The sequence below is a fragment of the Salibacterium qingdaonense genome, from assembly GCF_900114715.1.
Taxonomy (GTDB): domain Bacteria; phylum Bacillota; class Bacilli; order Bacillales; family Marinococcaceae; genus Salibacterium; species Salibacterium qingdaonense.
In genome coordinates this window covers 249,337-271,311 of sequence record NZ_FOTY01000002.1, presented here as the reverse complement: position 1 = coordinate 271,311, position 21,975 = coordinate 249,337, and the positions used below count along the sequence as shown (strand labels likewise).

The window sequence follows — 21,975 nt, the reverse complement described above, 5'->3', positions numbered from 1 at the left end:
GATTTATCCGTGCCTCGTTCCGACCAGATCTGTACCTATACGCACGAAGGTCGCTCCTTCTTCGACTGCAACCGCAAAATCGTTGGACATTCCCATCGATAGATGATTACAGGGGGCGTGGGAATACTGCTGCTTTTGGATGTCATCACGCAGCTCCCTCAGTTTCCTGAAAACAGGCCTTGTCTGCTCCGGGTCTTCTTCAAACGGTGCCATTGTCATCAATCCGGCCACCTGTACAGCAGGGTAGTTTTTCAGATCCTCAATAAAACCTTCCAGGTCCTGCGGGGCGACTCCGGCTTTGCTGTCTTCCCCGGAAACATTTACCTGCACCATACAGGGAACGATATGGTTCTCCGGACTTCGTTTCTGGAATTCGCGTGCAAGCCCCAGCCTGTCCAGAGAATGAAAATAGTCATACTTATCTACGATGTCTTTTACTTTTCTCGTCTGCAGGGATCCGACAAAATGGAGAAAAGCCTGTCCGCGGCATGCTTCCCACTTTTCGAGAGCTCCCTGCAGGCGGTTCTCCCCGATATGACAAATCCCCGCATCCACAGCTTCCAACGCTCTATTGACCGTCACGTATTTCGTTACAGCAATGATATGTATATCCGAGCGGTCTCTTCCCGAGCGGCTGCAGGCAGCCTGTATCTCTTGTTCGATCCGGGAGAGGTTTTCCTTCACATTCACAAGCAAGCATCTCCTTTCTGCCTTCCTTTTCAGTTCATTCCGATAAAAGCCGCCATCCGGCCGGAAGCACTGCCGTCCCTGCGGTGGGAAAAAAAGTTCTCTTCCTCGAGATAGGTGCAGCGCGGGCTCATATAAATCTGTTCGGGCGGCACTCCCGCCTGCTTCAGAAGCAGACGGTTCATTTCTTTTACAGAAAGAAACCATTTTCCGGAAGAAGATGCTTTCCATGGAGCGCATTCATTTTCGGGGAGCACGTTCCTCATGGCGTCAATAACAACATCGTCCACTTCATACACTCTTTCCGATACAGCCGGTCCGATGACCGCATGAACGTCTTCCGGAGGAACACCTTCATCCGTGTGCCAGGTCGAAACAAACTTCCCGGCTATATTCATACTCGTACCTCTCCATCCTGCGTGTGCCGATCCAATACAGGCATATCCCGGAGCCGAGAACAAGAGCGGAACACAGTCCGCATATAAACTGACAAGAAGGATGTCGTTTTCACGAGTGTACAGACCGTCGTAATTCCCTGCATTGCTTTCCCGCTCCAATGCTCCCATGCCTCGGTGCGTATTGTCCACTTTTAATATATCTGCTTTATGAACCTGCTCGGCAGCCACCCAGTTTTTCAGCGGAAATCCGGCAGATTCCGCTGTAAGACGTCTGTTTTCACGGACAGCGCGGGAGTCATCTCCAACATGGAAAGCTGTGTTGAGGGAGTCATACGGCCATTCACTCACCCCTCCCGAACGGGACGATATGCCGGCTGTCACTTCTTTTGGCAGAATTTCTGTTTTCACCCGCCAGTGGCGGTTGTCAAAGCGGTAGAAAGGTTCCTGCTCCATCCAATCTCTTCCTTTTTTGAAGGATGTCGTTTTCATTGTACCCATTTTAACATATTTCCCGTGTTTGCAATAGAAAAGCTTTCTTTTCCAGTTATTCAGCGGATTAGTCAGGGTCCGGCTCATATAAATTGACGAGAATGACATCTGAACCAATTTTCACTATATGAGTCCATGGCACCATGAACTCATCTTCTTTATGAAACAGCGCCATCATCTTAGCAGATCCTCCTACAATCACTGCTTCAATATGTCCTGTCTCCACATTGATATCCACGTCCCCTACATGGCCGAGGCGCTTGCCGGTGTGCATATTCACAATATCTTTTGCCTGCAGTTCCGATATCCGCATCGAATGATCTCCTTTACGTTCAGGTTCATACCTTTGTCCGTCCTCCATTACTTCATAAAGCATGCGGCAGGAGAGAATGTAATTCATTATATGCAGACAGTCCGGTCTTCATATTCATTCCGACAAAAAAAAGCCTCCGTCTTTTTTGACGAAGGCTGAACTCTTATTATTAGTGTCATCACATGCTTGAAAAACGGGTCATCTGGGATATGGCCCCTTTCTCAAGACGCGAGACCTGTGCCTGCGATATGCCTATTTCATCAGCCACTTCCATTTGTGTCTTTCCCTGAAAAAAACGCATATCCAGAATCATTTTCTCCCGGCCGTTCAATTGAACCATCGCTTCCTGAAGAGCCAGATGATCGGTCCATTTATTATCTTGTTCCTTGTCATCACTGAGCTGATCCATCACATAAATTGGATCTCCGCCGTCGTTGTAAATCGGCTCAAACAGCGATACAGGATCCTGAATGGCATCGAGCGCAAATACGACATCTTCTTTCGGCATTTCCAGTTTTTGTGCCATTTCCTGAACGGTCGGTTCTTTTTCCCGATTTTCTTCCTCCATGAGCTTATCCCGCATTTGAAGTGCTTTATACGCCGTATCCCGCAGCGATCTTGAGACGCGTATGGGATTATTGTCGCGGAGGTAACGGCGTACTTCCCCGATAATCATCGGTACCGCGTATGTCGAAAAACGTACATTTTGGCTGAGATCAAAATTGTCGATCGATTTCATTAAACCGATACAGCCAACCTGAAAAAGGTCATCCATATGTTCTCCGCGGTTATTGAAACGCTGAATGACACTCAATACGAGACGAAGATTTCCATTCACCAATTCTTCCCGGGCCGCCTCATTTCCATTTTGCATTTGACTGAACAATTCGCGCATTTCCTTGTTTTTTAAAACGGGAAGCTTTGATGTATCTACACCACATATTTCAACTTTACTGCGTGCCAACGTTTTCCCCCCAGGTCTGGATGTCGAAATGAACCGCGGACGGCTTCATTTGCTCATCATGTTTGTTCATGTTCAGTATGTCCTGACGAGGGAAAAATATGCAGTTGGATAAGAGACAACCCCTTTATCTAGAAGCGGCGGAATGGCCTCCAATCCTGTTTTTCAGGTCTCACACCATTTTATTGAATTCTTTGCGAAGACGTTTAATAATCCGCTTTTCAAGACGCGATATATAGGACTGGGAAATGCCGAGCAGGTCCGCTACATCTTTTTGTGTCTGTTCTTTGTCTCCGGCCAGCCCAAAGCGCATCTCCATAATCTGTTTTTCCCTGGGGTTAAGTATTTCGAGAGACTTTTTCAGGAGCCGCCGGTCCACTTTGTCTTCTATGCCTTTTGTAATAATATTTTCATCCGTTCCCAGAATATCTGACAGGAGCAGTTCATTTCCATCCCAGTCGATATTCAGCGGTTCATCAAACGATATTTCAGAACGGAGCTTATTCGTCCGCCGCAGATGCATCAATATTTCGTTTTCAATGCAGCGGGAAGCGTAGGTCGCAAGCTTAATCTTTTTTTCCGGATTGAATGTGTTTACTGCCTTTATCAATCCTATCGTTCCAATACTGATGAGGTCTTCTATATTAATTCCTGTATTCTCAAATTTTCTCGCAATATAGACGACAAGGCGGAGATTTCTTTCAATCAGTACGGACCGGGCTGCCTCATCATTTTCGGGAAGTCTGCTGATATAATGAGCTTCTTCTTCCTTGGATAAGGGAGGTGGCAGGGCTTCACTGCCGCCAATATAATAAAGGTCATCCGGCTTCCAGCCAACTTTTCTTAGTATTTTCATCCAAAATACGGTGATTGTTCCTTTCTTCAAACAAATACCTCCTGTCTCAAGGTTAAGCGCTCCGGGAAGCATCGGATTCCGGGAGCGCTTCCGCCGGAATAATCATTTGAAAATCATTCGTTCCTGAAAGGGGATAAGGGTCGACACCAACCAGAAGCGGGACTGATTCATGCTGTTTCTCTTTCAGATATACTCCGTCCGGACGAAGGGCGAACATCCATTTCATTTCCTGGCCCGCCGACCGGTAAGGAATTACCTTCCATCGTTGTTTCCATATACGGAAGTCTTCCAGTTTTCCCACTGCTCCACTTTCCATTATTTTTTTCCATGTGCTGTACTCTTCTTCGGGCAGAATGGATGCAAACAGCTGCAGCTCCACTACCATAACAGGTGTACCGGAAAGCGGGTCTTTCAACTGGTTCCCGGTATCCACCAAAGCAGAAGCCTCCCACCGCTGTCCGTCAATTTCCAAAATGACCGTCGTTGTTTTCTCGATTTTCGTTCCCCGGTTTTTTCCGACAGTCTGCAGCATATGAATGGTTACAGCTGCAAGGAGAACCGCCGTTAGAATGAATCCGTAAGAAAGAGAGGCTCCCGGCATCCAAGACGGACCTTGTCCAACTTGAAAGTACACCATCATGTGAAGACCGGTTATGATACCGGCAGTTAAAAAACTGAGCATATAAAACACAAACAGCTGCTGAAGAAATAACGTTACCGAATAAAAGCCAAGCGCTGCTGGTACAAGCACCACAGAAAGAAGTAATGCGCTTCCGGGCTGCAGCAGCCAGTCCTCAAATGGAGTCAGAACTGTAAAAACGCTGCAGGATCCTGCTGCGGATACAATCCACAGTCTTTTGGCGGACACCTGCTTTCTTGTCCACTTTGCGGTTCCCCAGAAGAGCAGCAGGTGAATACAAACATTCATCCCCCATAAAAGGTCAACATAATATACAGCACTCCCCTCCCTTCGTTTCATGAACAGGAGAAGTACTGCTTATTATAAATCGGTTCTGCTTCAAAGTGTGTCATTTTATGGTAGACATTTCTTCTTCTTTTCACTAATTTTGTCAAGCAGCCGTCTTTTTCTGCCTGCATAAAAAAAGCTCCCATGGCATAGGAGCCACGGAAGCTGTTTGGGCAGTATTTATTTTCTTCTGCGGCGGTTCCGAAGAAATGTTGGAATGTCGAGCGTATCCTCATCTTCGGATGGTTCCTGCCGCTGTTCCTGTGTTTCTTCTGCAGGTTTCTCTTTTTCCGGCGCAGGGCGGGAAGCAGACTGGGAAACCTCTCTGCGCTGCTGGCCTGCAGGTTTACGTTCTGTCTGCTGCTTTTGGTCATTGTTATCTTCAAAACCGGTCGCAATGACAGTGACGACAATCTCATCATTCAGGTTTTCATTAATGACAGACCCGAAAATCATGTTCACATCATAGTCCGAGGCTTCCGATACGATTTCCGCTGCCTCATGTACTTCAAACAGGCTGAGATTGGTACCTCCGGTAATATTCATCAAAACACCCTGCGCACCAGTGACAGACGTTTCAAGGAGAGGGCTCGATATGGATTTTTTTGCAGCTTCTGCTGCACGGTTTTCGCCTGTAGCAATACCAATACCCATCAAAGCAGACCCTTTTTCACTCATAATAGTCTTCACGTCGGCAAAGTCCAGGTTAATGAGCCCTGGAACCGCAATAAGATCGGAAATTCCCTGCACACCTTGACGGAGAACGTTGTCTGCCTCTCGGAAAGCTTCAAGCATCGGTGTGTTTTTGTCTACGATTTCAAGCAGCCGGTCATTTGGAATAACGATCAGCGTATCGACGTTTTCTTTCAATTCCGAAATGCCGTCTGATGCCTGGGTCGATCTTTTCTTTCCTTCGAACATAAACGGACGTGTCACGACTCCAACTGTCAGTGCTCCTACTTCGCCGGCTACTTCGGCAATGACGGGAGCGGCACCTGTACCGGTTCCACCTCCCATACCGGCAGTAATAAACACCATATCTGCACCGGTCAGAGCTTCTTCTATCTGTTCTTTGCTTTCTTCGGCAGCCTTCTTGCCGATTTCAGGGTTCGCTCCGGCACCAAGTCCTCTTGTCAGCTTTCCGCCAAGCTGCAGTTTTGTTTCAGCATGGGACAGCTGAAGGGCCTGTGCATCCGTATTTACGGCGATAAATTCAACACCCTGCAGTCCGTTTTCAATCATACGGTTTACTGCGTTGGAACCGCCGCCTCCTACACCAATGACCTTAATCTGTGCGAGTGATTCCATATCCATTTCAAATTCCAACATTAAAGGTCCTCCTCATTCGTCAGATCTTTCAAATTACCGTGCACCTTGTTCCAGAACGTCCTTTCCCGTCGCTTTACAGGTTGAAACGTGGAAGGCTGCAGCACGAAACCGCTATTCAAAAAATACTTTAAAGAAATTCTTCATTTTATCCTTCACACCGGGGTCGTCTTCATTTTTATCCCTTTTTTCCGGCTTCGCCCGTTCCGCCGCAGGGGCAGCTTCTGTTTTACCGGAAGAGACGGAGGCGGAAGGTTCCCGGCCCTGGATTTTTACATTTTGATGGGCAAACTCTATCAATCCGATACCGATAGTATAAACCGGCTCCCGCACGCCGATATAGTCCGGTACAGCTGTCCGGACGCTCAAGCGCAGCACATCCCGGGCCAGCTCAAGGGAACCGGGAATCATTATGGTGCCGCCTGTAAGTACACAGCCGCCGGGAAGATCTGAATAACCGAGCTTGTGTATTTCATCATCCACCAATTCTAATATTTCTTCCATTCTCGGTTCAATAACATGTGCAATCTCGTATTGTGAATATTCTTCGGGCTCATCACTTCCAATGGAAGCCACTTCAAACGTTATTTCATCGGAGGCATCATCAATAAAGGCATGTCCATTCTCGCGCTTTATCCGTTCGGCTTCTTCCGAAGAGGTTCGAAGTCCGACGGATATGTCGTTGGTGATATGGTCGCCGCCAATATTGAGAACCGACATTGCCTGCATTTTTCCGTGCTGGAAAACAGAAACAGTCGCAGCCCCGCCGCCGATATCTATCAGCGCGACACCAAGGGCTTTTTCATCTTTGGATACTGCCACCGTTCCGGCAGCCAGCGGCTGGAGACAGATATCTGCTACAGTCAGCCCGGCTTTTTCCACACACCGAAGTAAATTATGTAATGCCGTTTTGGCTCCGGTAATAATAGTTCCTTCCATTTCCAGACGAACACCCAGCATGCCGCGCGGGTCGCTGATTCCATCCAGCCCGTCAACGATAAACTGGTTGGGGATTACATCAATGATTTCGCGCTCAGGCGGGATGGAGAGAACCTGTGCTGCGTCCATAACCCGTTCAATGTCTTCATTATTGATTTCACGATCGGGGCTTGAGACAGCCACAACTCCGCTGCAGTTCTGCATATGGATGTGATTACCGTTCACCCCGACAACCACCTGTTCAATTTCAAGTCCGACCATCCTTTCCGCTTCCTGAACAGCGTTTTTAATGGATTGGACGGTTTCATCAATATCAACAATCGCGCCTTTCTTCAATCCGGTGGACGGAGCGTTGCCCACCCCCATTACTTTCAGGGATCCACCGGACATTTCTCCGATAATGACCCGCACTCCGGACGTACCTATATCAAGGCTGACGTACGTATCTTCGTTGTTCATGTCATGGCACCTCCTACTGCATATGTGTCTGCTGTATCTGATACGCCTTCTATCAAGACAGTTGATCTCTATTCCATCATATCATGTAAACCGGCGGTACGTGTGGAAAATGACAGAAAAATTAATTACGTTTTATTTTCAGTGCCATTACACTTCGTTTTGTATATCTGATTTTCCTGCATAGGCCTGCACATTCATTTATTTGATCGAACAAGGGAGAGAATTTCCCTCCTGATAACAGCGGTATTTTGAAAGATTCTTATGCCAAGAGCTATCAGTGGTGCCAGATATAATTCTACACCAAGTTGGCGGCCCAGAAAAGCCAGCCCCCATGCCAACAGTAAGCTGAGGAATAGACCGGTAAGAAAAAGGATGTTGGAATAGTTTTGTTTCAAGGTTTCCTTTAATGCTCCAAAAAGGGCGTCCACCATAACAAGCAGAAGAAGAAGAATGTAAATATGATAAGCCGGCGGGACTTCCACTCCGGTCAAAAGTCCAATCAGTATACCTGTTAAAAGGCCGAGTACCGGAAGCCACATTATTCATCTTCCTCCATAACTTCCATATGCTGAACCCGTCTCACTTCATTATAAGATGGAACAGTAAGGTTTTCTTTCTTCTGAGCGTTTAATTTCATATTTTCCAAAGAAAAGTATTCTTTTGATTCGGAGACGAGCAGTTCATTGTATAACTGATCGGTATTTTCCGCCATCACTTTCATTTCAAGGGGAATATCCGGAAGTCTTCGGCCGTCGATATGGGTGACACCATCTATACTGCGAAAAGCCGTCGTTTCCAGTATTCGTTTTCCTTCTATGGATACTGCACCAGCTCCAAACTGGTTCAGTTCATTCACCAGCCTCCTCAAAAGGACCGGCCGGACCGATCTGCCTTCGCCGATATTTACACTACTGGATGGAGAAATGGTTATTTTTACGCCGTTTCCACTTTGTTCTGTCATTCCCGCTTTTGCTTTAAGATCTTCTACAGCTTGCTGCATCGCATATTCCCTGCTGTTTTTCTGTTCAGTATTATATTCTTTCAGAAGACTTTCGTTTTCCCTGATGCGTTCATAAAGGCCCTGCCTGCGCTCCTGTTCTTCTTCCAGTGTTTCCTGAAGCTTGAGAACGTCATTACGGTCTGAAGCATTCGTGAAGGGAATATGTTCTGTTGTAGATGCTGCGGTATACCCACAGAGGACGGTCACAAGGAGTACGGCTGTTTTCAGCACAACCCGCAATTTATTCACTCCCTTCTCCCACGGCCGGCATCGTGACGAGATCTTTCTTCTGAATACCTACTTCCACATTCTCATTGACCAGCCGGTCCTTCACACCTCCGTTCATTTCCAGGGCCGCTTCGAGCTGTCCGGATTCTCCTATCGCCTCTATGACAAAAGGAGCGGAGGATGTGTGACTATCAATGGTAATCACCGGACCCCTGCACTGAATATATGTATTTTCGGTTACCCGGTAGCCGTTGACAGAGACAGCTTCTGCACCGGCAAGAAAGAGCTCGTCCATAACCTGCTGGATGTGGCGTTCGTGCACTAAGAACCGGTTTGGATTTTCATCGTCGGGGGCGTATTGATAATCATTAAGGGTGACAGAGATCCCTTCCCCCTTAACCGGCACTTCTCCAGTGAGCATCCTCATTTTCTTCAATTCTTCCACTAGATTAAAAGAAGATGTTTCACTTTCAGCCAGACTTTCTTCCATCTCCCGTACCTGCTGCTGCAGGTTTCTCCATTCTTCTGACAGCTTTTTATTCTTTTCCTGCTCTTCAAGTACACTTTCTCTTAAACGATCTTCTTCCCGGTCATTCGTGTCTTGATCCTGCTGCCCCCCGTCCGCTGCCGTTTGATAAGTTACAGCAAGGAGAAACCCAATCATGAAAAGCAAAGCGGTAAACCAGCGGATATTACTCTTCTTCAACTCTCTCCTCCTCTCCTTCTGCCGCGTCGGACTGTTCTGCTTCAAAATAAGGACTCATCTTCATATGAAGTATTCCCTCTGCATCAGGATCGACCTGCCTTGCCACAGAAGGGTACTGTGCCATGTGGGAAGCAAAGTTCTGAATCGTCGATTCTACTTCTATTCCATCATTCATATAAAGTCTCAGCCGATTCTGATCATCTTCAACAGGAGAATAAATCACTTCAGAAATGCGATTTATAACCCCTTCTCCAAGATTGCTCAATTCTTTTGAAAAAGCTGCAAGCTTGTCCCTGTTTTCAAAATCCCGCAGAATAGGAGCGTCAGAAGGCAGTTCTTCGTATGTTTTTTCCGAAAGAACCTCTCCGTTTTTCAAAACAGGAACAAACGAACTGTTGTCTTCCACATAAGCCATGCGCTGGTATTCCTCAACTTGTATTGTAACGGTGGAGGGAAAGGAACGGTCCACCGAAACGTTCTCGATTTCCTCGTGGCTTTGGACGGACTTTTCAGCCTGGGACAAATCCGCCGTCCACATTCCATCCCCTTTCTGCAGATTGATACGGTCTATTATATTGTCCTGTGAAATATGCTCATGTCCTTCCACCGTAATCTGGCGGATATGGCTGAGCGGTGACTGAAAATAAACAACGAGCAGAATAAGGAAAAAGAACACAGAAAGGTACGTAATAAGCCGGCGGTTGGTGCGTTTTTTTCGTTTTTCTTTTAATGCCGGTATTTTTTCTTCTGCGGGTATTACCTTTTTGTCTGCCACCTGCAGACCCTCCTGTCATAGGTTTGCGTTTCGTTCTACTATTTCCACTTCCGTCTGCATGGTAATCCCGTATAATTCGTAAATGGTATCCTGAACATGCCGGATGATGGCTGAAACATCCGAAGCTTTGGCCTGATCTAGATTAACAATAAAATTCGCGTGCTGTTCTGAAATACCGGCACCTCCGTGATGGTATCCTTTTAATCCTGCCTTTTCAATCAAGGCTCCGGCATGATTGGGAAGCGGATTACGAAATACACTGCCGGCACACGGATAATTCCATGGCTGGGTGCTGCGGCGGTAATCTTTATGTTTTTTCATTTCCTCTACCACTTCTTCTTTGTTTCCTTCTTTCAAAGCCAGTACTGCTTCACAGACTACTGCCCGTTCTTTTTGAAGAATGGAAGTGCGGTAGGAAAATTCCAGCTCTTCGTTGGTAAGCCACACCAGACTACCGTCAGGATAGAGAACATGAGCTTTCACGACAATATCAGACATATCCGAACCATGGGCTCCGGCGTTCATAAAAACAGCTCCGCCGACGGTTCCCGGAATGCCTCCGGCAAATTCAAGACCGGAGTATCCTTTTTTACTCAAGATCGTAGCCAGTTTAATAAAAGAGAAACCGGCTCCTGCCCGAATCTGTATATTATTTTCTTCCATATACTCCATGTTCCGGCCGAGCTTAATGACAACTCCTTTAATACCAGCGTCTTCCACCAGAAGATTCGATCCTCTTCCCACAGCCCGCCACGGTACATTCCATGTTGTAATAACAGCCATGGCCCGCTGCAGTGCTTTTATTCCCTCTGGTTCAATAAGCACATCCGCCGGTCCGCCGATTTTCCAGGTCGTATGCTTGGACATCGGTTCCTTCCATGCAACTCTTCCAATGTCAGCCTCCTGCAACTCGCGGAAAACCTGTTCCATCATTCATCTTTCCTCCTTTTCGCAGCCGGACGGCTGCATTAAATGCTGCATGATGCGGAAAATGTCGGCTGCAGCATCCGGCGCCGCCAGTGTTTTCGCAGCTTCGTGCATCGTTTCCCATCTTTTTTCATCGGAAAGGATGGCGTCTGTTTCATAAAGGAGTGCCGTACCATTCCATTCGTTTTCCTTATACACAACGGCTCCACCGGTACGACTCAGCGATTCTGCGTTTTTTTCCTGGTGATTGTTTGTAACATGTGGACTTGGTATCAGAATCGATGGGACTCCAAGCGCTGTAATTTCTGCAAGCGTCGTAGCGCCTGCTCTTGATATTAATAGATCCGTGAACGCCAGCACTTCAGGCATATGATGAATAAAAGGCTGAATGATAACATTATCCGGATTTCCGGCTTTTTTCGTTTCTTCTATCACTTTATCATAATGAACAGTCCCCGTAACATACAGATACTGCCATTCTTTTTTTGCTGTTTCGGGAAGAGCTTCCAGAAAGGAGTCATTTATCGGCTTAGCCCCCCGGCTGCCACCTACAATGAGGACTGTTTTTTTGTGTGGATCAAGACCAAGAGCGGGCAGCGGATTTTCTGTTCGTACCCCTGATACTTCTGAAGCCCGGGGGTTCCCTGTCCAGCGTACTTTGGAGGCAGGAAAATAAGCAGCGGAATCCTTGATTGATACAGCGACATTATCCACAAACCGGCTTAAAAACTTATTTGTCAGACCCGGGATGCTGTTCTGCTCATGGATGACAGTCGGAATATCCAGCTTTGAAGCAGCAAATACAACCGGACCGGCCACATAACCACCGGTTCCGATAACAATATCGGCACCAAAGGAAGTAAGCATCTGCTTCGCTTTTTTTGTCCCCCGCCAGAAACGCCATATCGTTCTTGCATTTTTCCAGGTCAGGCTGCGTTGAAATCCGCTGATGGTAATTGTTTCAAAACGGGTGCCCGAACGCGGCACAATATCACTTTCAAGTCCTTGTTCGGTTCCGATATACAAACATTCACTTCCTGGTTCCAGTCGCTCTATTTCTTTGATAAGAGCAAGGGCCGGATAAATATGGCCTCCGGTCCCTCCACCTGTTACAACAACTTTCATCATATCCTCCCATATCCCCTTTTAATCATAAGTTGTCCGGTGCTTTGTGATATTCAACAAAATACCTGCTGCCGCCAATAAGAGCGTAAGCGAAGACCCTCCGTAACTTAGAAATGGCAGTGTGATGCCGGTAACCGGAAACAAACCGGTGACGACACCGACATTAATCAGCACCTGTATAAAAATCATCCCGCAGATTCCGGATGCAAGCAGTGCTCCGAACATATCCGGCACGGTCATCGCGGCGGCAAGTCCTCTCCACAAAAACACTCCGAACAGTACAAGTACAAATCCAGCTCCAATGAATCCTGTTTCTTCGGCCAGAATAGCAAATATGAAATCAGTCTGCGGCTCCGGCAGGTAATAGTGTTTCTGCCGGCTTCCGCCAAAACCCAGTCCAAATAACCCGCCTGGCCCCACAGCGTACAGGGACTGGATAATCTGGAATCCTGTACCGAGCGGATCTGACCAGGGATCAAGAAATGAGGTAATCCGCTGCAGACGATAAGGGGCCGAAACAATCAAGCCTGCCAGACCGACAACCCCGGCACCACCCAGTATAAAAAAATGCTTGATTCGTGCTCCCGCTGCAAACAGCAGCACAAAGCATGTGCCCGTCATAACCGCGCCGGTACCAAGGTCGGGCTGCATCATAATCAAACCAAACGCCGCAAATATAAGAGTGAGTACTGGTAGTAACCCTTTCCCAAAAGATGTTATCCGCTTCTGATGGCGCGTCAAGTAGTAAGCGAGGTATATAATCATTCCAAGCTTCATAAATTCAGACGGCTGGATCGAAAAAGCTCCTACACCAATCCAGCTTCTTGCGCCCCCGCGGACCATTCCTATACCTGGTATAAGCACAAGCACCAACAGCAGGAAACAACTGAGCAGCAGCACCGGTGACCAGCGCTGCCACACTCTGTAATCCGTCCGGCTCAGTACCGCCATGGCCGTCACACCAGCGGCCGTAAACAGAAATTGACGTTTCAGAAAATAGTACGGGTCCTGCCTGGCATCTTCCCCGACTACCGTTCCTGCGCTGTAGACCATAAATAATCCTATAATCAGCAGACAACAAAGGGAACAAAGCAGTATTTTATCAACGGGCTGCACATGTTTTTTCACAACGGCCACCTCTTTACATGGAAAAGTCTTTTTCCACTATTTATATGCCGGGTGAAATGGAACATGCCTTCTCAACATGCAGCTTTATACGTAACAGGTTTTCTTTAAATTACCGTGGAACCTTCACTGATTTAATGGCTTTTATAAATGTGTCTCCTCGTTCTTCAAATGTTTGAAATTGATCCCAGCTTGCACACGCCGGAGAAAGGAGAAATACATCTTTTTCGTCGGTCAACTGAAATCCCTTCTCTACTGCTTCTTCCAGGGTATCGGCGAACTGCCACGATATCAGCCCCGCTTTCCGGGCCGCCTCTGCCAGTTTCTCCCTGCTTTCTCCGTAAAATACAGCTGCTTTTGTCTTCTGCAGGGAAGGGATGAGTTCATCAAATGAATTCCCCCGGTCCAGCCCTCCGGCTAGTAGAACAATCGGCGCCTCAAACGCTGCCACTGCTTTTTGAGCGGATAATATATTGGTGGACTTGGAATCGTTATATATGTCCCTATTATGAACCCTCCCTACAAACTGCAGCCGGTGTTCCACCCCTTGAAAATGACGCAGAATCGTTCGTACGGCGTCTGGTTCTGCACCGTTAAGCATCGCGCAGGCAATAGCTGCCAGCATATTTTCCTGGTTGTGGCGGCCAGGCAGTGCTGCTTCGTCTGCAGAAAGGATGGGAGTGTCGCGGAACCAGTACCATCCATGTTGGATGAAGGCTCCCTCTGTGGACCACGCATTGACGGAAAACGGAACCTTATCTGCATCTGACTGCTCTGCGATCGCGGCCACCACAGGGTCCTCCGCGTTATACACCGCAGCATCCGATGATGTTAGGTTCACAAAAATTTTTGCTTTGGACTGTTGATAATCATCTCTGGTTCCATGATAATCCAGATGGGCATCCACGATATTTAAAAGCACCGCTGTCCGGGGATGAAATTCTTCCGTACCTTTTAACTGAAAGCTGGATACTTCTGTAACCATCACTTCACCCGGTTGGACAGCTGGAGCTGTCTCACAGGCAACACGCCCAATATTACCTGCTGCATAAGATGGAACACTGCTTTCTAGAAGCATCTCATGAATCAGTGTTGTCGTTGTTGTCTTTCCGTTGGACCCGGTGACAGCAGCAATACTCCCGCCGCAAACCATCCCGGCCAGTTCAATTTCTGTTACAACAGGCAGTCCTTTGTCGACAGCACGGCGGATAATCGGGGTATCATAACGGATACCTGGGTTTTTCACGACATACTCGATACCTTCATCCACAATATGTAGGGGGTGACTCCCTGAAATAACACGGATTCCCATATCTTCCAGTTCCGATTTTTCTTTGGTACCTGTCATATCTTTTGCTTCATTGACAGTAACCACTGCCCCCATGTCGTTTAGAAGCCTTGCAGCAGCTATGCCGCTCTTTGCAAGTCCGATGACAAGTATTTTTTTTCCTTTAAACCATTGTGTATTTCTCATATCCACACCTCAATATAAATACCGGCCACCGCACATACTGCTGCGGCCGTCCAAAAGGTTACAACAACACGCCATTCGGACCATCCGGATAATTCAAAATGATGGTGAAGGGGGCTCATTTTAAACAGCCTTGTTCCCTTCCATTTGTAGAAAAACACCTGCAGAATAACGGACAGGGTTTCCATAACAAAAACAAATCCGATAATCACGAGCAGCAATTCCATTTTTGTAATAATAGCCAGCGCAGCCAGACCGCCTCCGAGCGCAAGAGATCCGGTATCTCCCATGAACACTTTGGCAGGATGGGCGTTGAATACGAGAAAGCCAAGCACCGCCCCGGCTGCCGTTGCAGCAAATACAGCAGCATCGGCCATGTCGACGTGCCAGGCCAGAACCGCAAATGCTCCAAACGCAACAGCCCCTGTGCCGGCCAGCAGTCCATCCAGTCCATCTGTCAGGTTAACAGCATTGGAAGAACCGACAAGCATGACAACGACAAGCAGAAAGTAAAACCAGCCGGCTTCAAAAGACCAGGATGTACCTGGAACGGCAATGTCTGTGCTGAAAGAACTGTCGTTTAACACACCGAAAAAAATCACGGCAATCAGAATCTGCCCTGCAAGTTTTTGGCGTGAAGTTAATCCCAGGTTTCTTTTTTTCGTTATTTTTATATAATCATCGATAAACCCTACCACTCCGAATCCGATGGTCACCAAAAGCAGAAGAAATGTATTGGTTGACCAGGATAGAACGATACCCTGAATGATAATGGACGCAGCCAGAACCGATATTAAAATCATGATCCCGCCCATCGTAGGGGTTCCGCCTTTTTTCATGTGGCTTTCCGGTCCTTCCGTCCTGATGCTCTGCCCGAATTTCAGTCGTTTCAGGAGGGGGATGGTAAGCGGCGAAAAGATTACTGTCAGCAGAAAAGCCGTAATAAGACCGGCGGTAATAGCAGCAACCATCATTACCTGCCCCCTTTCCTGTTCCATTTATAAATGGCTTTTTCGGCCTCAAGGCGGTCGTCAAAATCCAGAACGTTTCCGCCTATCACCTGATAGGTTTCATGTCCTTTTCCGGCAATAATGATGACGTCTTCCGGCTCTGCCTGTTGAACCGCCCATTCAATTGCTTCCCTTCGATCGGGAACGATGGAGACATTGCCTCTGTCCGGAGCACCTGCTGCCATCTGTTCCAAAATAGTATCCGGGTTTTCAGAACGTGGATTGTCGGAGGTGAATACAGCATAATCCGCCAGCGAAGCGGCAATTCGTCCCATTTCCGGTCGTTTGGCAGTATCACGGTCACCACCGCAGCCAACGATGACATACATGGATTTTTCGGTCATTTCCGCTGCTGTCTGAAGGATATTATCAAGGCTGTCGGGAGTGTGGGCATAATCAACAACGACAGCAAATGGCTGTCCGGCATCCACAGGTTCAAACCTTCCCGCCACACCTTTTATCTCTGACAAAGCTTCAGCAATGATCTCGGGGTCCACCCCTTCTGCCATGCAGGCAGCAGCAGCAGCAAGCGCATTATATATGCTGAATCGTCCTGCAATCGGGAAGTGGACATCTAAACTCCCCAGTGGTGTTTTCAACTGAAACGACGTTCCACCGGCCGACATTACCAGGTGTACGGCCTGAATATCAGCCGGTGTATCTATCCCGTATGTCAGTACCGGAGCCGCTGTCATTCTTTTATAGTCTTCGCAGGCCGCATCATCCGCGTTCAGCACTGCTGTCTGTCTTTCTCCATCATAAGTATTGCCAAGTTGGGAAAACAAGAGACCCTTGGCCTGTTTATATGCTTCCATCGTTTTATGGTAATCCAGGTGTTCTGCGGTAAGATTGGTGAAAACAGCCGTATTGAATGCAGACCCTCTGACGCGGCCGAGATCCAAAGCATGGGAGGATACTTCCATCGTGCAGACGTCAATTTCTGCTTCCGCCATTTGATGAAATGTCTCCTGAAGAACGAGGGACTCTGGAGTGGTGTTACCGGCTTCTGTAACGCCGGTGCCGATTTTTGTATACATCGTACCAATCAGGCCGGTTTTTTGACCGGCTTTTTGAAAGATCTGTTCAATAAAGTGAGTTGTAGTCGTTTTGCCATTGGTTCCTGTCACTCCAATGAGAGAAAAAGACCTGCTTGGATGGTTATAATAAACGGCAGCCAGAATGGCCATGGCCCGTTTCGTATCCGGAACAACGACCTGCACAACGTCCAGATTCAGTTCTTCTTCGGTGATTACCGCCGCTGCGCCTTTTTCAGCTGCTTCTTCTGCAAAATCGTGTCCATCGACTGTATATCCTCGTATGCAAAAAAATAAGCCCGCAGGCTCCACAGTGCGGGAGTCCATATGCAGCGAATAAATGCCGGGATTATCTGCCGTATTCTGTTGTTTTACTGAAAGATAAGATATCAAGTTGTGTAATGTTTTCATTTTCGAATTCTCTCCTGAAGCGATATTCAAGCTTTGTTTTTTTGTGCATACGTGCACCTTATCTATTCTAATCGGAAGCTGTCGATTTGTCATCCAGATAAAGCCGGATAACGCCGCCTTCTTTGATTTTTTCTCCCGGCTGTGGTGATTGTGCTGCAACCATGGTTCCCTCTCCTTCTTTTTCAATCCGGAAAGGATAATACGCCTCGTGCAGTTCTTTTAATGATTTACCGGTCACATCCGGTGTCTCCACAAGCGTTTCATCATCCCACTGCTTCTCTTTTTCTATCTGTTCCGTCCGTTTTTCCACTCCCATGGCAGATAAGCTGTCAGATATAATGGTGCCGACAATCGGAGCCGCCACAACTCCGCCGAACTGAAGGGTGTCTTTAGGATTGTCGATAGCTGTATATACAACGATTTCAGGGTCGTCAGCAGGGGCAAAGCCAATGAAAGAAACAATATGGTTGTTCTCTAGATACTTTCCATCTACCGCTTTTTGAGCTGTCCCGGTTTTTCCTCCTATACGATAGCCGTCGACGAAAGCACCACGCCCGGTTCCCTTAGCCACGACATGTTCAAGCGCGTTGCGGACTTTTTGGGATGTTTCCTCGGAAATAACCTGTTCTTTTATTTCCGGTGTCCTGGCAGAAATTACTTTTCCGGATTCGGGATCCAGCCACTCTTTTCCGATATATGGACGGTAGAGGTCCCCTCCATTAACCGCAGCCGCCACCGCGGTGACCTGTTGTATCGGGGTAACCGAGACGCCCTGCCCGAATGATGTTGTGGCAAGTTCAAGAGGCCCGACGTTTTCCCGGTCAAACAGGATACCTGTGCCTTCCCCCTGCAGATCGATGCCCGTTTCTTTTCCAAAACCAAAACGGTCAATGTAGTCAAATAAAACGTCTTTTCCGAGTTTTTCACCCATTGCTACAAATCCCGGGTTACAGGAGTTCTGCACGACTTCAAGGTATGTCTGTTCTCCGTGTCCGCCTTTTTTCCAGCAGTGGAGTTTCGTACCACTTACTTCGATGTACCCCGGATCATGGAAATGGTCATTCTTTAAATCCACTTTATTTTCTTCCAGAGCAGCGGCCAGTGTTATAATTTTAAACGTTGAACCGGGTTCATACTGGGACCAGACCGGCTTATTCTGGTTATACACTTCCGGGGGAACATCCCGGAAATTTTCCGGGTTAAAATCGGGTCTGCTGCTCATTCCGAGTATTTCACCGGAATCGGGGTCCATCGCGATAGCAAGAGCCCCGTCAGGTTGATAGACAGCTTCTGCAGCATCAAGCTCGCGCTCGATAATAGACTGAACATCAGCATCAATGGTAAGCATCAGATCTTTTCCCGGATTCGGTTTCTCATAGACTTCCGCCATATCTTCCAGTTTCCTTCCTTTCGCATCCGAAAAGAAGGAAACGTTTCCCGCTTCGCCGCTCAGGTTCTCATCATAATACTGCTCCAGTCCAGTCAGCCCCTGATTATCAATACCGGCAAACCCAAGAACATGGGATAGATACGATCCTTTTGGATAGTGACGGCGGCTGTCTTCAGCAATATAAATGCCTTCAATGCCGAGACTCCGCACCTTTGATGCTTTCTCCATGCTGATTTTACGGCCTTCCGGGGAAAGACGTACAAGCGACTGATTTTCAGTGAGCCACTCCTGTACTTTCTTTTCAGGAGCTCCAAGTACTTCTGCGAGTTTTGCAGCAGCATGCTCCGGTTCTTCTATCTGTTTAGGAGCCGCCAGAACAGAAGGGGCACTGATATTGCCCGCAAGCATCTCTTTGTTGCGGTCAAGGATATCCCCGCGCTCCGCTTCAAACGGGATGTCCCTGCTCCAGGAATCCTGTGCAAACTCCGTGAGACGCTCTCCCATGGAAAACTGTACAAAAGCAAGCCTGAGCAAAAGAATAACGACTGCCGCTGCCCCCGCTGCGAGTATAAAGAAAAGACGTTTTCGTACTGTAACAAACGATACGCGCATGTCCGATCCACCACCATAAGATTCTGATATGTATTATCAGCTTATGTTGGTTCTTCGGCTTTCAGAACAGCATGTCTTCCTCATTCCCTCTGCTGCCGGTCTTCTTCCCCGCTGCTTCCGCTCTCCTCCTGTTCGGGGTCTTTTTTCAGCTCCACTGTTAAATAGCCTCCGTCCTGAATCTCTGCTCCCGGTTCAATGCTCTGCTGGGTTACATAACCAGATCCAATGTGATCAAGTTCCAGACCTGCAAACATACTGATCCGCTTCACATCCCGCAGTGACCACCCGCTGATATCAGGCATTTCTGCTTTACCATCCGTCTTGAGAAATACTTTGCTGCCTATAATAAGAGGCTCTCCCTGCTCGGGATATTGACTTTTCACCGTATTTCCGTTTCCAATAATGACAGGCTTCAAATTATTTTTTTCCAGACGGGATGCCGCATGATTCACCGATTCCCCGCTGTAACTTTTTGCCTTCATTCCGTCTTCTTCATATACTTTTTCTTCTTCCACATCTTCAGGTGTCAAGTTCAGGTAAGACAGGCTCTGTTTCATGACAGGATTAAATATCTGGGACACAGGAGCCGACCCTGCTTCTGTCGGTTCAAGATCCGGGCGGTCTACAGACACATAAACGATAATGCTCGGGTCGTCTGCAGGAGCCATACCTATAAATGAAAAAATATTCTTATCCTGACCGCTTAAATAACCGGGGCCATTAGGATCGTTAATCTGAGCGGTACCGGTTTTTCCTGCAACATTAATACCGTCAATCTGAAAAGGCTGTCCTGTTCCTTCTTCAGAAGCAACCACCTGTCTCATTCGTTTTCTCACTTGCGCCGCGGTCGATTCGCTGATCGGAGTACCGGCGGCTTCCGGAACAGCTTCGTAGGAGTACTCTTCTTCTGTCTGATTATACATGTTTTTTACAATAAAGGGTTTCATCATCGTGCCGTCGTTGGCAACAGCGGTCGCCGCCTGAACCTGCTGAATCGGTGTTACAGAGCTGGATTGTCCAAAACCAGTGATGGCGGTATTGAGTTCATTCGGTTCTGCCAGCAGACTGTCCGCTTCATTGGGAAGATCAATGCCTGTAGGCTCGGAGAAACCAAAATCGTTCATATACTGAAAGAATGTTTCAGGTCCGAGTTTTTCGAGTGCCACTTTGGCAAACGCAACGTTGGAGGAACGCCGGAACCCTTCATCATACGTAATAGTTCCCCAGCCTTCGCCATTGTTGTGATCATTAATGGTCTCCGAAGCAACACTATAGGTACCGGATTGATACGTTTCACTGCCGTCATAAACACCTTCCTCCAGTGCTGCGGCAAGAGTGAACATTTTCATTGTGGATCCTGGTTCAAACCGATCAGAGACAGCGTAATTCGTGTAATTGGTGATGGACTCATACTTATTCGGGTTGAAACTGGGACGGTTTCCCATACCGAGAATTTTTCCTGTTTCAGCGTTGGCAACCACAGCTGTCATTTTATTTGGACTGTACTTTTCATTCACCTTGCTCATAGCCTGTTCCAGTACGGTCTGAATATTGGAATCAATCGTCAGATGAACATCTTCCCCGTCCCTTGGCTCTTTCACTGTTTCTTCCATATTCCACAACGGAATACCTTTACGGTTCTGTTGGTAGGAGACGGATCCATCTGAAGAACTCAATGCGTCATTGAGTTCCAGCTCCAGTCCCATTTTGGCTTCACTCATGTCACGTTCGGTGTAACCCAGTATGTGAGAAGCAAACGTTTGATTCGGGTAATAGCGTTTCGGTTCTTTGCGGAAATGGATACCTTCCAGATTGAGCTGCTCAATTTCCTGTTTTTTCGACAGGCTTAAATACTTGGAATCCGACCCAAGTTCAATCTGAAATTTCCCTTCTTCTTTCCCTTTTTCCAGCATATTCTCAAGCTCTGTGATCTCCAGCCCAATCAAGGGAGCAAGCTTTTCTGCCGTTTTTTCAACATTCTTTACGTGTTTTTCGTACTCTTCGTCCAATATAGCAAACGCTGTATATGACTGTACTTCTTCTGCGAGCGGCTCCCCGTCCCGGTCATAGATGGTGCCCCGCTCTCCTTCCAGCGTTTGGCTTGTCGTCCAGCGTGATTCCGCCATCTGAGCGAGGTTTTCCCCACCCACTTCTTTATTCACTTGAACGTAAACAATGCGTCCTGTAAATACGAGAAAAAAAACAACAACGCCTCCCAGCAGGATGAAAGCCCGCATCATCATTCTTTTTCGTTGATTGTTCATTGTTTCACCACTTTCATCCCGGTCTCAGCGGTAAATGCTGATGGGAATTTCACTTCAACGGTACGGCTTTGTACACACGATAAGGGAGGCCGGCTCCGGGCCTTCCCCCCTTTTTCATACAAGATCCCATCAGGATCCGGAACCCTGAATGACCTGCACCTGCTTATCGTCCAGTTCCATTCCAAGTTCATCTTTGGCGTAATGCATAATCCGTTCAGGGGCACTTAATTCGGATACCTCCTGCTCCAGGCTTTGATTTGTTTCTGTCTGCTGGCTTATTGACTGGTTCAGGTTGGCAATCTCCTGCTGCTGCCCGTATATCCCTGCATAATTTGAGACAAGAATCAGGCAGCCGGCAATAAACGCTGCCAGCATAGCCATGACAATCACCTTTTCACCTTTTGTGACTCTGCCTGGAACATGATGAGTCTTCATTTCTCTATGTACCGTTCTTTCTGTCTGCTGCTGTCTCTGCATCTTCCGGGCCAGATTATCCATCAGA

Annotated in this window: 21 protein-coding genes; all 21 read right to left on the bottom strand. The window is 47.5% G+C overall.

The annotated features are described in order from the left end of the window. Positions 1–3: 3 nt before the first annotated feature. The 21 genes from BM058_RS02985 to ftsL all read right to left on the bottom strand — a co-directional run bounded on the left by BM058_RS02985 (position 4) and on the right by ftsL (position 21,971). Complete coding sequence (locus BM058_RS02985) at positions 4–690, bottom strand: YggS family pyridoxal phosphate-dependent enzyme (RefSeq protein ID WP_090925543.1); 687 nt, start codon at positions 688–690, stop codon at positions 4–6. Positions 691–719: 29 nt separating this feature from the next. After that, positions 720–1,538 (bottom strand): peptidoglycan editing factor PgeF, encoded by an 819-nt coding sequence (pgeF, locus tag BM058_RS02980; RefSeq protein ID WP_177195405.1) that lies wholly within the window; start codon positions 1,536–1,538, stop codon positions 720–722. 103 nt (positions 1,539–1,641) lie between these two features. Next, the gene (locus tag BM058_RS02975) at positions 1,642–1,887 is read right to left on the bottom strand and encodes a YlmC/YmxH family sporulation protein (RefSeq protein ID WP_090925541.1); all 246 of its coding nucleotides are present in this window, start codon (positions 1,885–1,887) and stop codon (positions 1,642–1,644) included. 178 nt (positions 1,888–2,065) lie between these two features. Then, positions 2,066–2,851 (bottom strand): RNA polymerase sporulation sigma factor SigG, encoded by a 786-nt coding sequence (gene sigG / locus BM058_RS02970; RefSeq protein ID WP_090925540.1) that lies wholly within the window; start codon positions 2,849–2,851, stop codon positions 2,066–2,068. A gap of 169 nt (positions 2,852–3,020) precedes the next feature. Continuing rightward, on the bottom strand, positions 3,021–3,734 hold the full coding sequence (sigE, locus tag BM058_RS02965; protein ID WP_407690158.1) for an RNA polymerase sporulation sigma factor SigE: 714 nt from the start codon (positions 3,732–3,734) through the stop codon (positions 3,021–3,023). 22 nt (positions 3,735–3,756) lie between these two features. Continuing rightward, on the bottom strand, positions 3,757–4,683 hold the full coding sequence (locus BM058_RS02960) for a sigma-E processing peptidase SpoIIGA (RefSeq protein WP_090925538.1): 927 nt from the start codon (positions 4,681–4,683) through the stop codon (positions 3,757–3,759). 168 nt (positions 4,684–4,851) lie between these two features. After that, positions 4,852–6,000 (bottom strand): cell division protein FtsZ, encoded by a 1,149-nt coding sequence (ftsZ, locus tag BM058_RS02955; RefSeq protein WP_090925537.1) that lies wholly within the window; start codon positions 5,998–6,000, stop codon positions 4,852–4,854. Between the two features lie 111 nt (positions 6,001–6,111). Continuing rightward, complete coding sequence (ftsA, locus tag BM058_RS02950; RefSeq protein WP_090925536.1) at positions 6,112–7,395, bottom strand: cell division protein FtsA; 1,284 nt, start codon at positions 7,393–7,395, stop codon at positions 6,112–6,114. Positions 7,396–7,589: 194 nt separating this feature from the next. Next, entirely contained in the window at positions 7,590–7,934 is a 345-nt protein-coding gene (locus BM058_RS02945) for a small basic family protein (RefSeq protein ID WP_090925535.1), read from the bottom strand. Further along, positions 7,934–8,644, bottom strand: coding sequence for a DUF881 domain-containing protein (locus BM058_RS02940; RefSeq protein WP_143082968.1), 711 nt, complete (start codon positions 8,642–8,644; stop codon positions 7,934–7,936). The genes BM058_RS02945 and BM058_RS02940 overlap by 1 nt, the downstream gene beginning before the upstream one ends. Further along, complete coding sequence (locus tag BM058_RS02935) at positions 8,637–9,329, bottom strand: DUF881 domain-containing protein (RefSeq protein ID WP_245736802.1); 693 nt, start codon at positions 9,327–9,329, stop codon at positions 8,637–8,639. The genes BM058_RS02940 and BM058_RS02935 overlap by 8 nt, the downstream gene beginning before the upstream one ends. Further along, positions 9,316–10,104, bottom strand: a complete 789-nt coding sequence (locus BM058_RS02930; protein ID WP_090925533.1) for a cell division protein FtsQ/DivIB — start codon at positions 10,102–10,104, stop codon at positions 9,316–9,318. The genes BM058_RS02935 and BM058_RS02930 overlap by 14 nt, the downstream gene beginning before the upstream one ends. Positions 10,105–10,119: 15 nt before the next feature. After that, on the bottom strand, positions 10,120–11,034 hold the full coding sequence (gene murB / locus BM058_RS02925) for a UDP-N-acetylmuramate dehydrogenase (protein ID WP_090925594.1): 915 nt from the start codon (positions 11,032–11,034) through the stop codon (positions 10,120–10,122). 3 nt (positions 11,035–11,037) lie between these two features. Then, positions 11,038–12,156, bottom strand: a complete 1,119-nt coding sequence (gene murG / locus BM058_RS02920; protein ID WP_090925532.1) for an undecaprenyldiphospho-muramoylpentapeptide beta-N-acetylglucosaminyltransferase — start codon at positions 12,154–12,156, stop codon at positions 11,038–11,040. Between the two features lie 21 nt (positions 12,157–12,177). After that, positions 12,178–13,284, bottom strand: a complete 1,107-nt coding sequence (gene spoVE / locus BM058_RS02915) for a stage V sporulation protein E (protein WP_090925531.1) — start codon at positions 13,282–13,284, stop codon at positions 12,178–12,180. A gap of 109 nt (positions 13,285–13,393) precedes the next feature. Next, positions 13,394–14,755, bottom strand: coding sequence for a UDP-N-acetylmuramoyl-L-alanine--D-glutamate ligase (gene murD / locus BM058_RS02910; protein ID WP_090925530.1), 1,362 nt, complete (start codon positions 14,753–14,755; stop codon positions 13,394–13,396). Next, positions 14,752–15,726: a phospho-N-acetylmuramoyl-pentapeptide-transferase gene (gene mraY / locus BM058_RS02905; protein WP_090925529.1), complete on the bottom strand. Its 975-nt coding sequence runs from the start codon at positions 15,724–15,726 to the stop codon at positions 14,752–14,754. The genes murD and mraY overlap by 4 nt, the downstream gene beginning before the upstream one ends. Beyond that, positions 15,726–17,207 carry a UDP-N-acetylmuramoyl-L-alanyl-D-glutamate--2,6-diaminopimelate ligase gene (locus tag BM058_RS02900; protein ID WP_090925528.1) on the bottom strand — a complete coding sequence of 494 codons (1,482 nt, stop codon included), beginning with the start codon at positions 17,205–17,207 and terminating at the stop codon, positions 15,726–15,728. Before BM058_RS02900 ends, mraY begins: the two co-directional genes overlap by 1 nt. Positions 17,208–17,274: 67 nt before the next feature. Further along, complete coding sequence (locus BM058_RS02895) at positions 17,275–19,209, bottom strand: stage V sporulation protein D (RefSeq protein WP_090925527.1); 1,935 nt, start codon at positions 19,207–19,209, stop codon at positions 17,275–17,277. An 80-nt stretch (positions 19,210–19,289) separates the two neighbouring features. Then, positions 19,290–21,473 carry a penicillin-binding protein gene (locus BM058_RS02890; protein ID WP_090925526.1) on the bottom strand — a complete coding sequence of 728 codons (2,184 nt, stop codon included), beginning with the start codon at positions 21,471–21,473 and terminating at the stop codon, positions 19,290–19,292. Between the two features lie 129 nt (positions 21,474–21,602). After that, positions 21,603–21,971 carry a cell division protein FtsL gene (gene ftsL, locus BM058_RS02885; protein WP_090925525.1) on the bottom strand — a complete coding sequence of 123 codons (369 nt, stop codon included), beginning with the start codon at positions 21,969–21,971 and terminating at the stop codon, positions 21,603–21,605. Between the last annotated feature and the right edge of the window lie 4 nt (positions 21,972–21,975).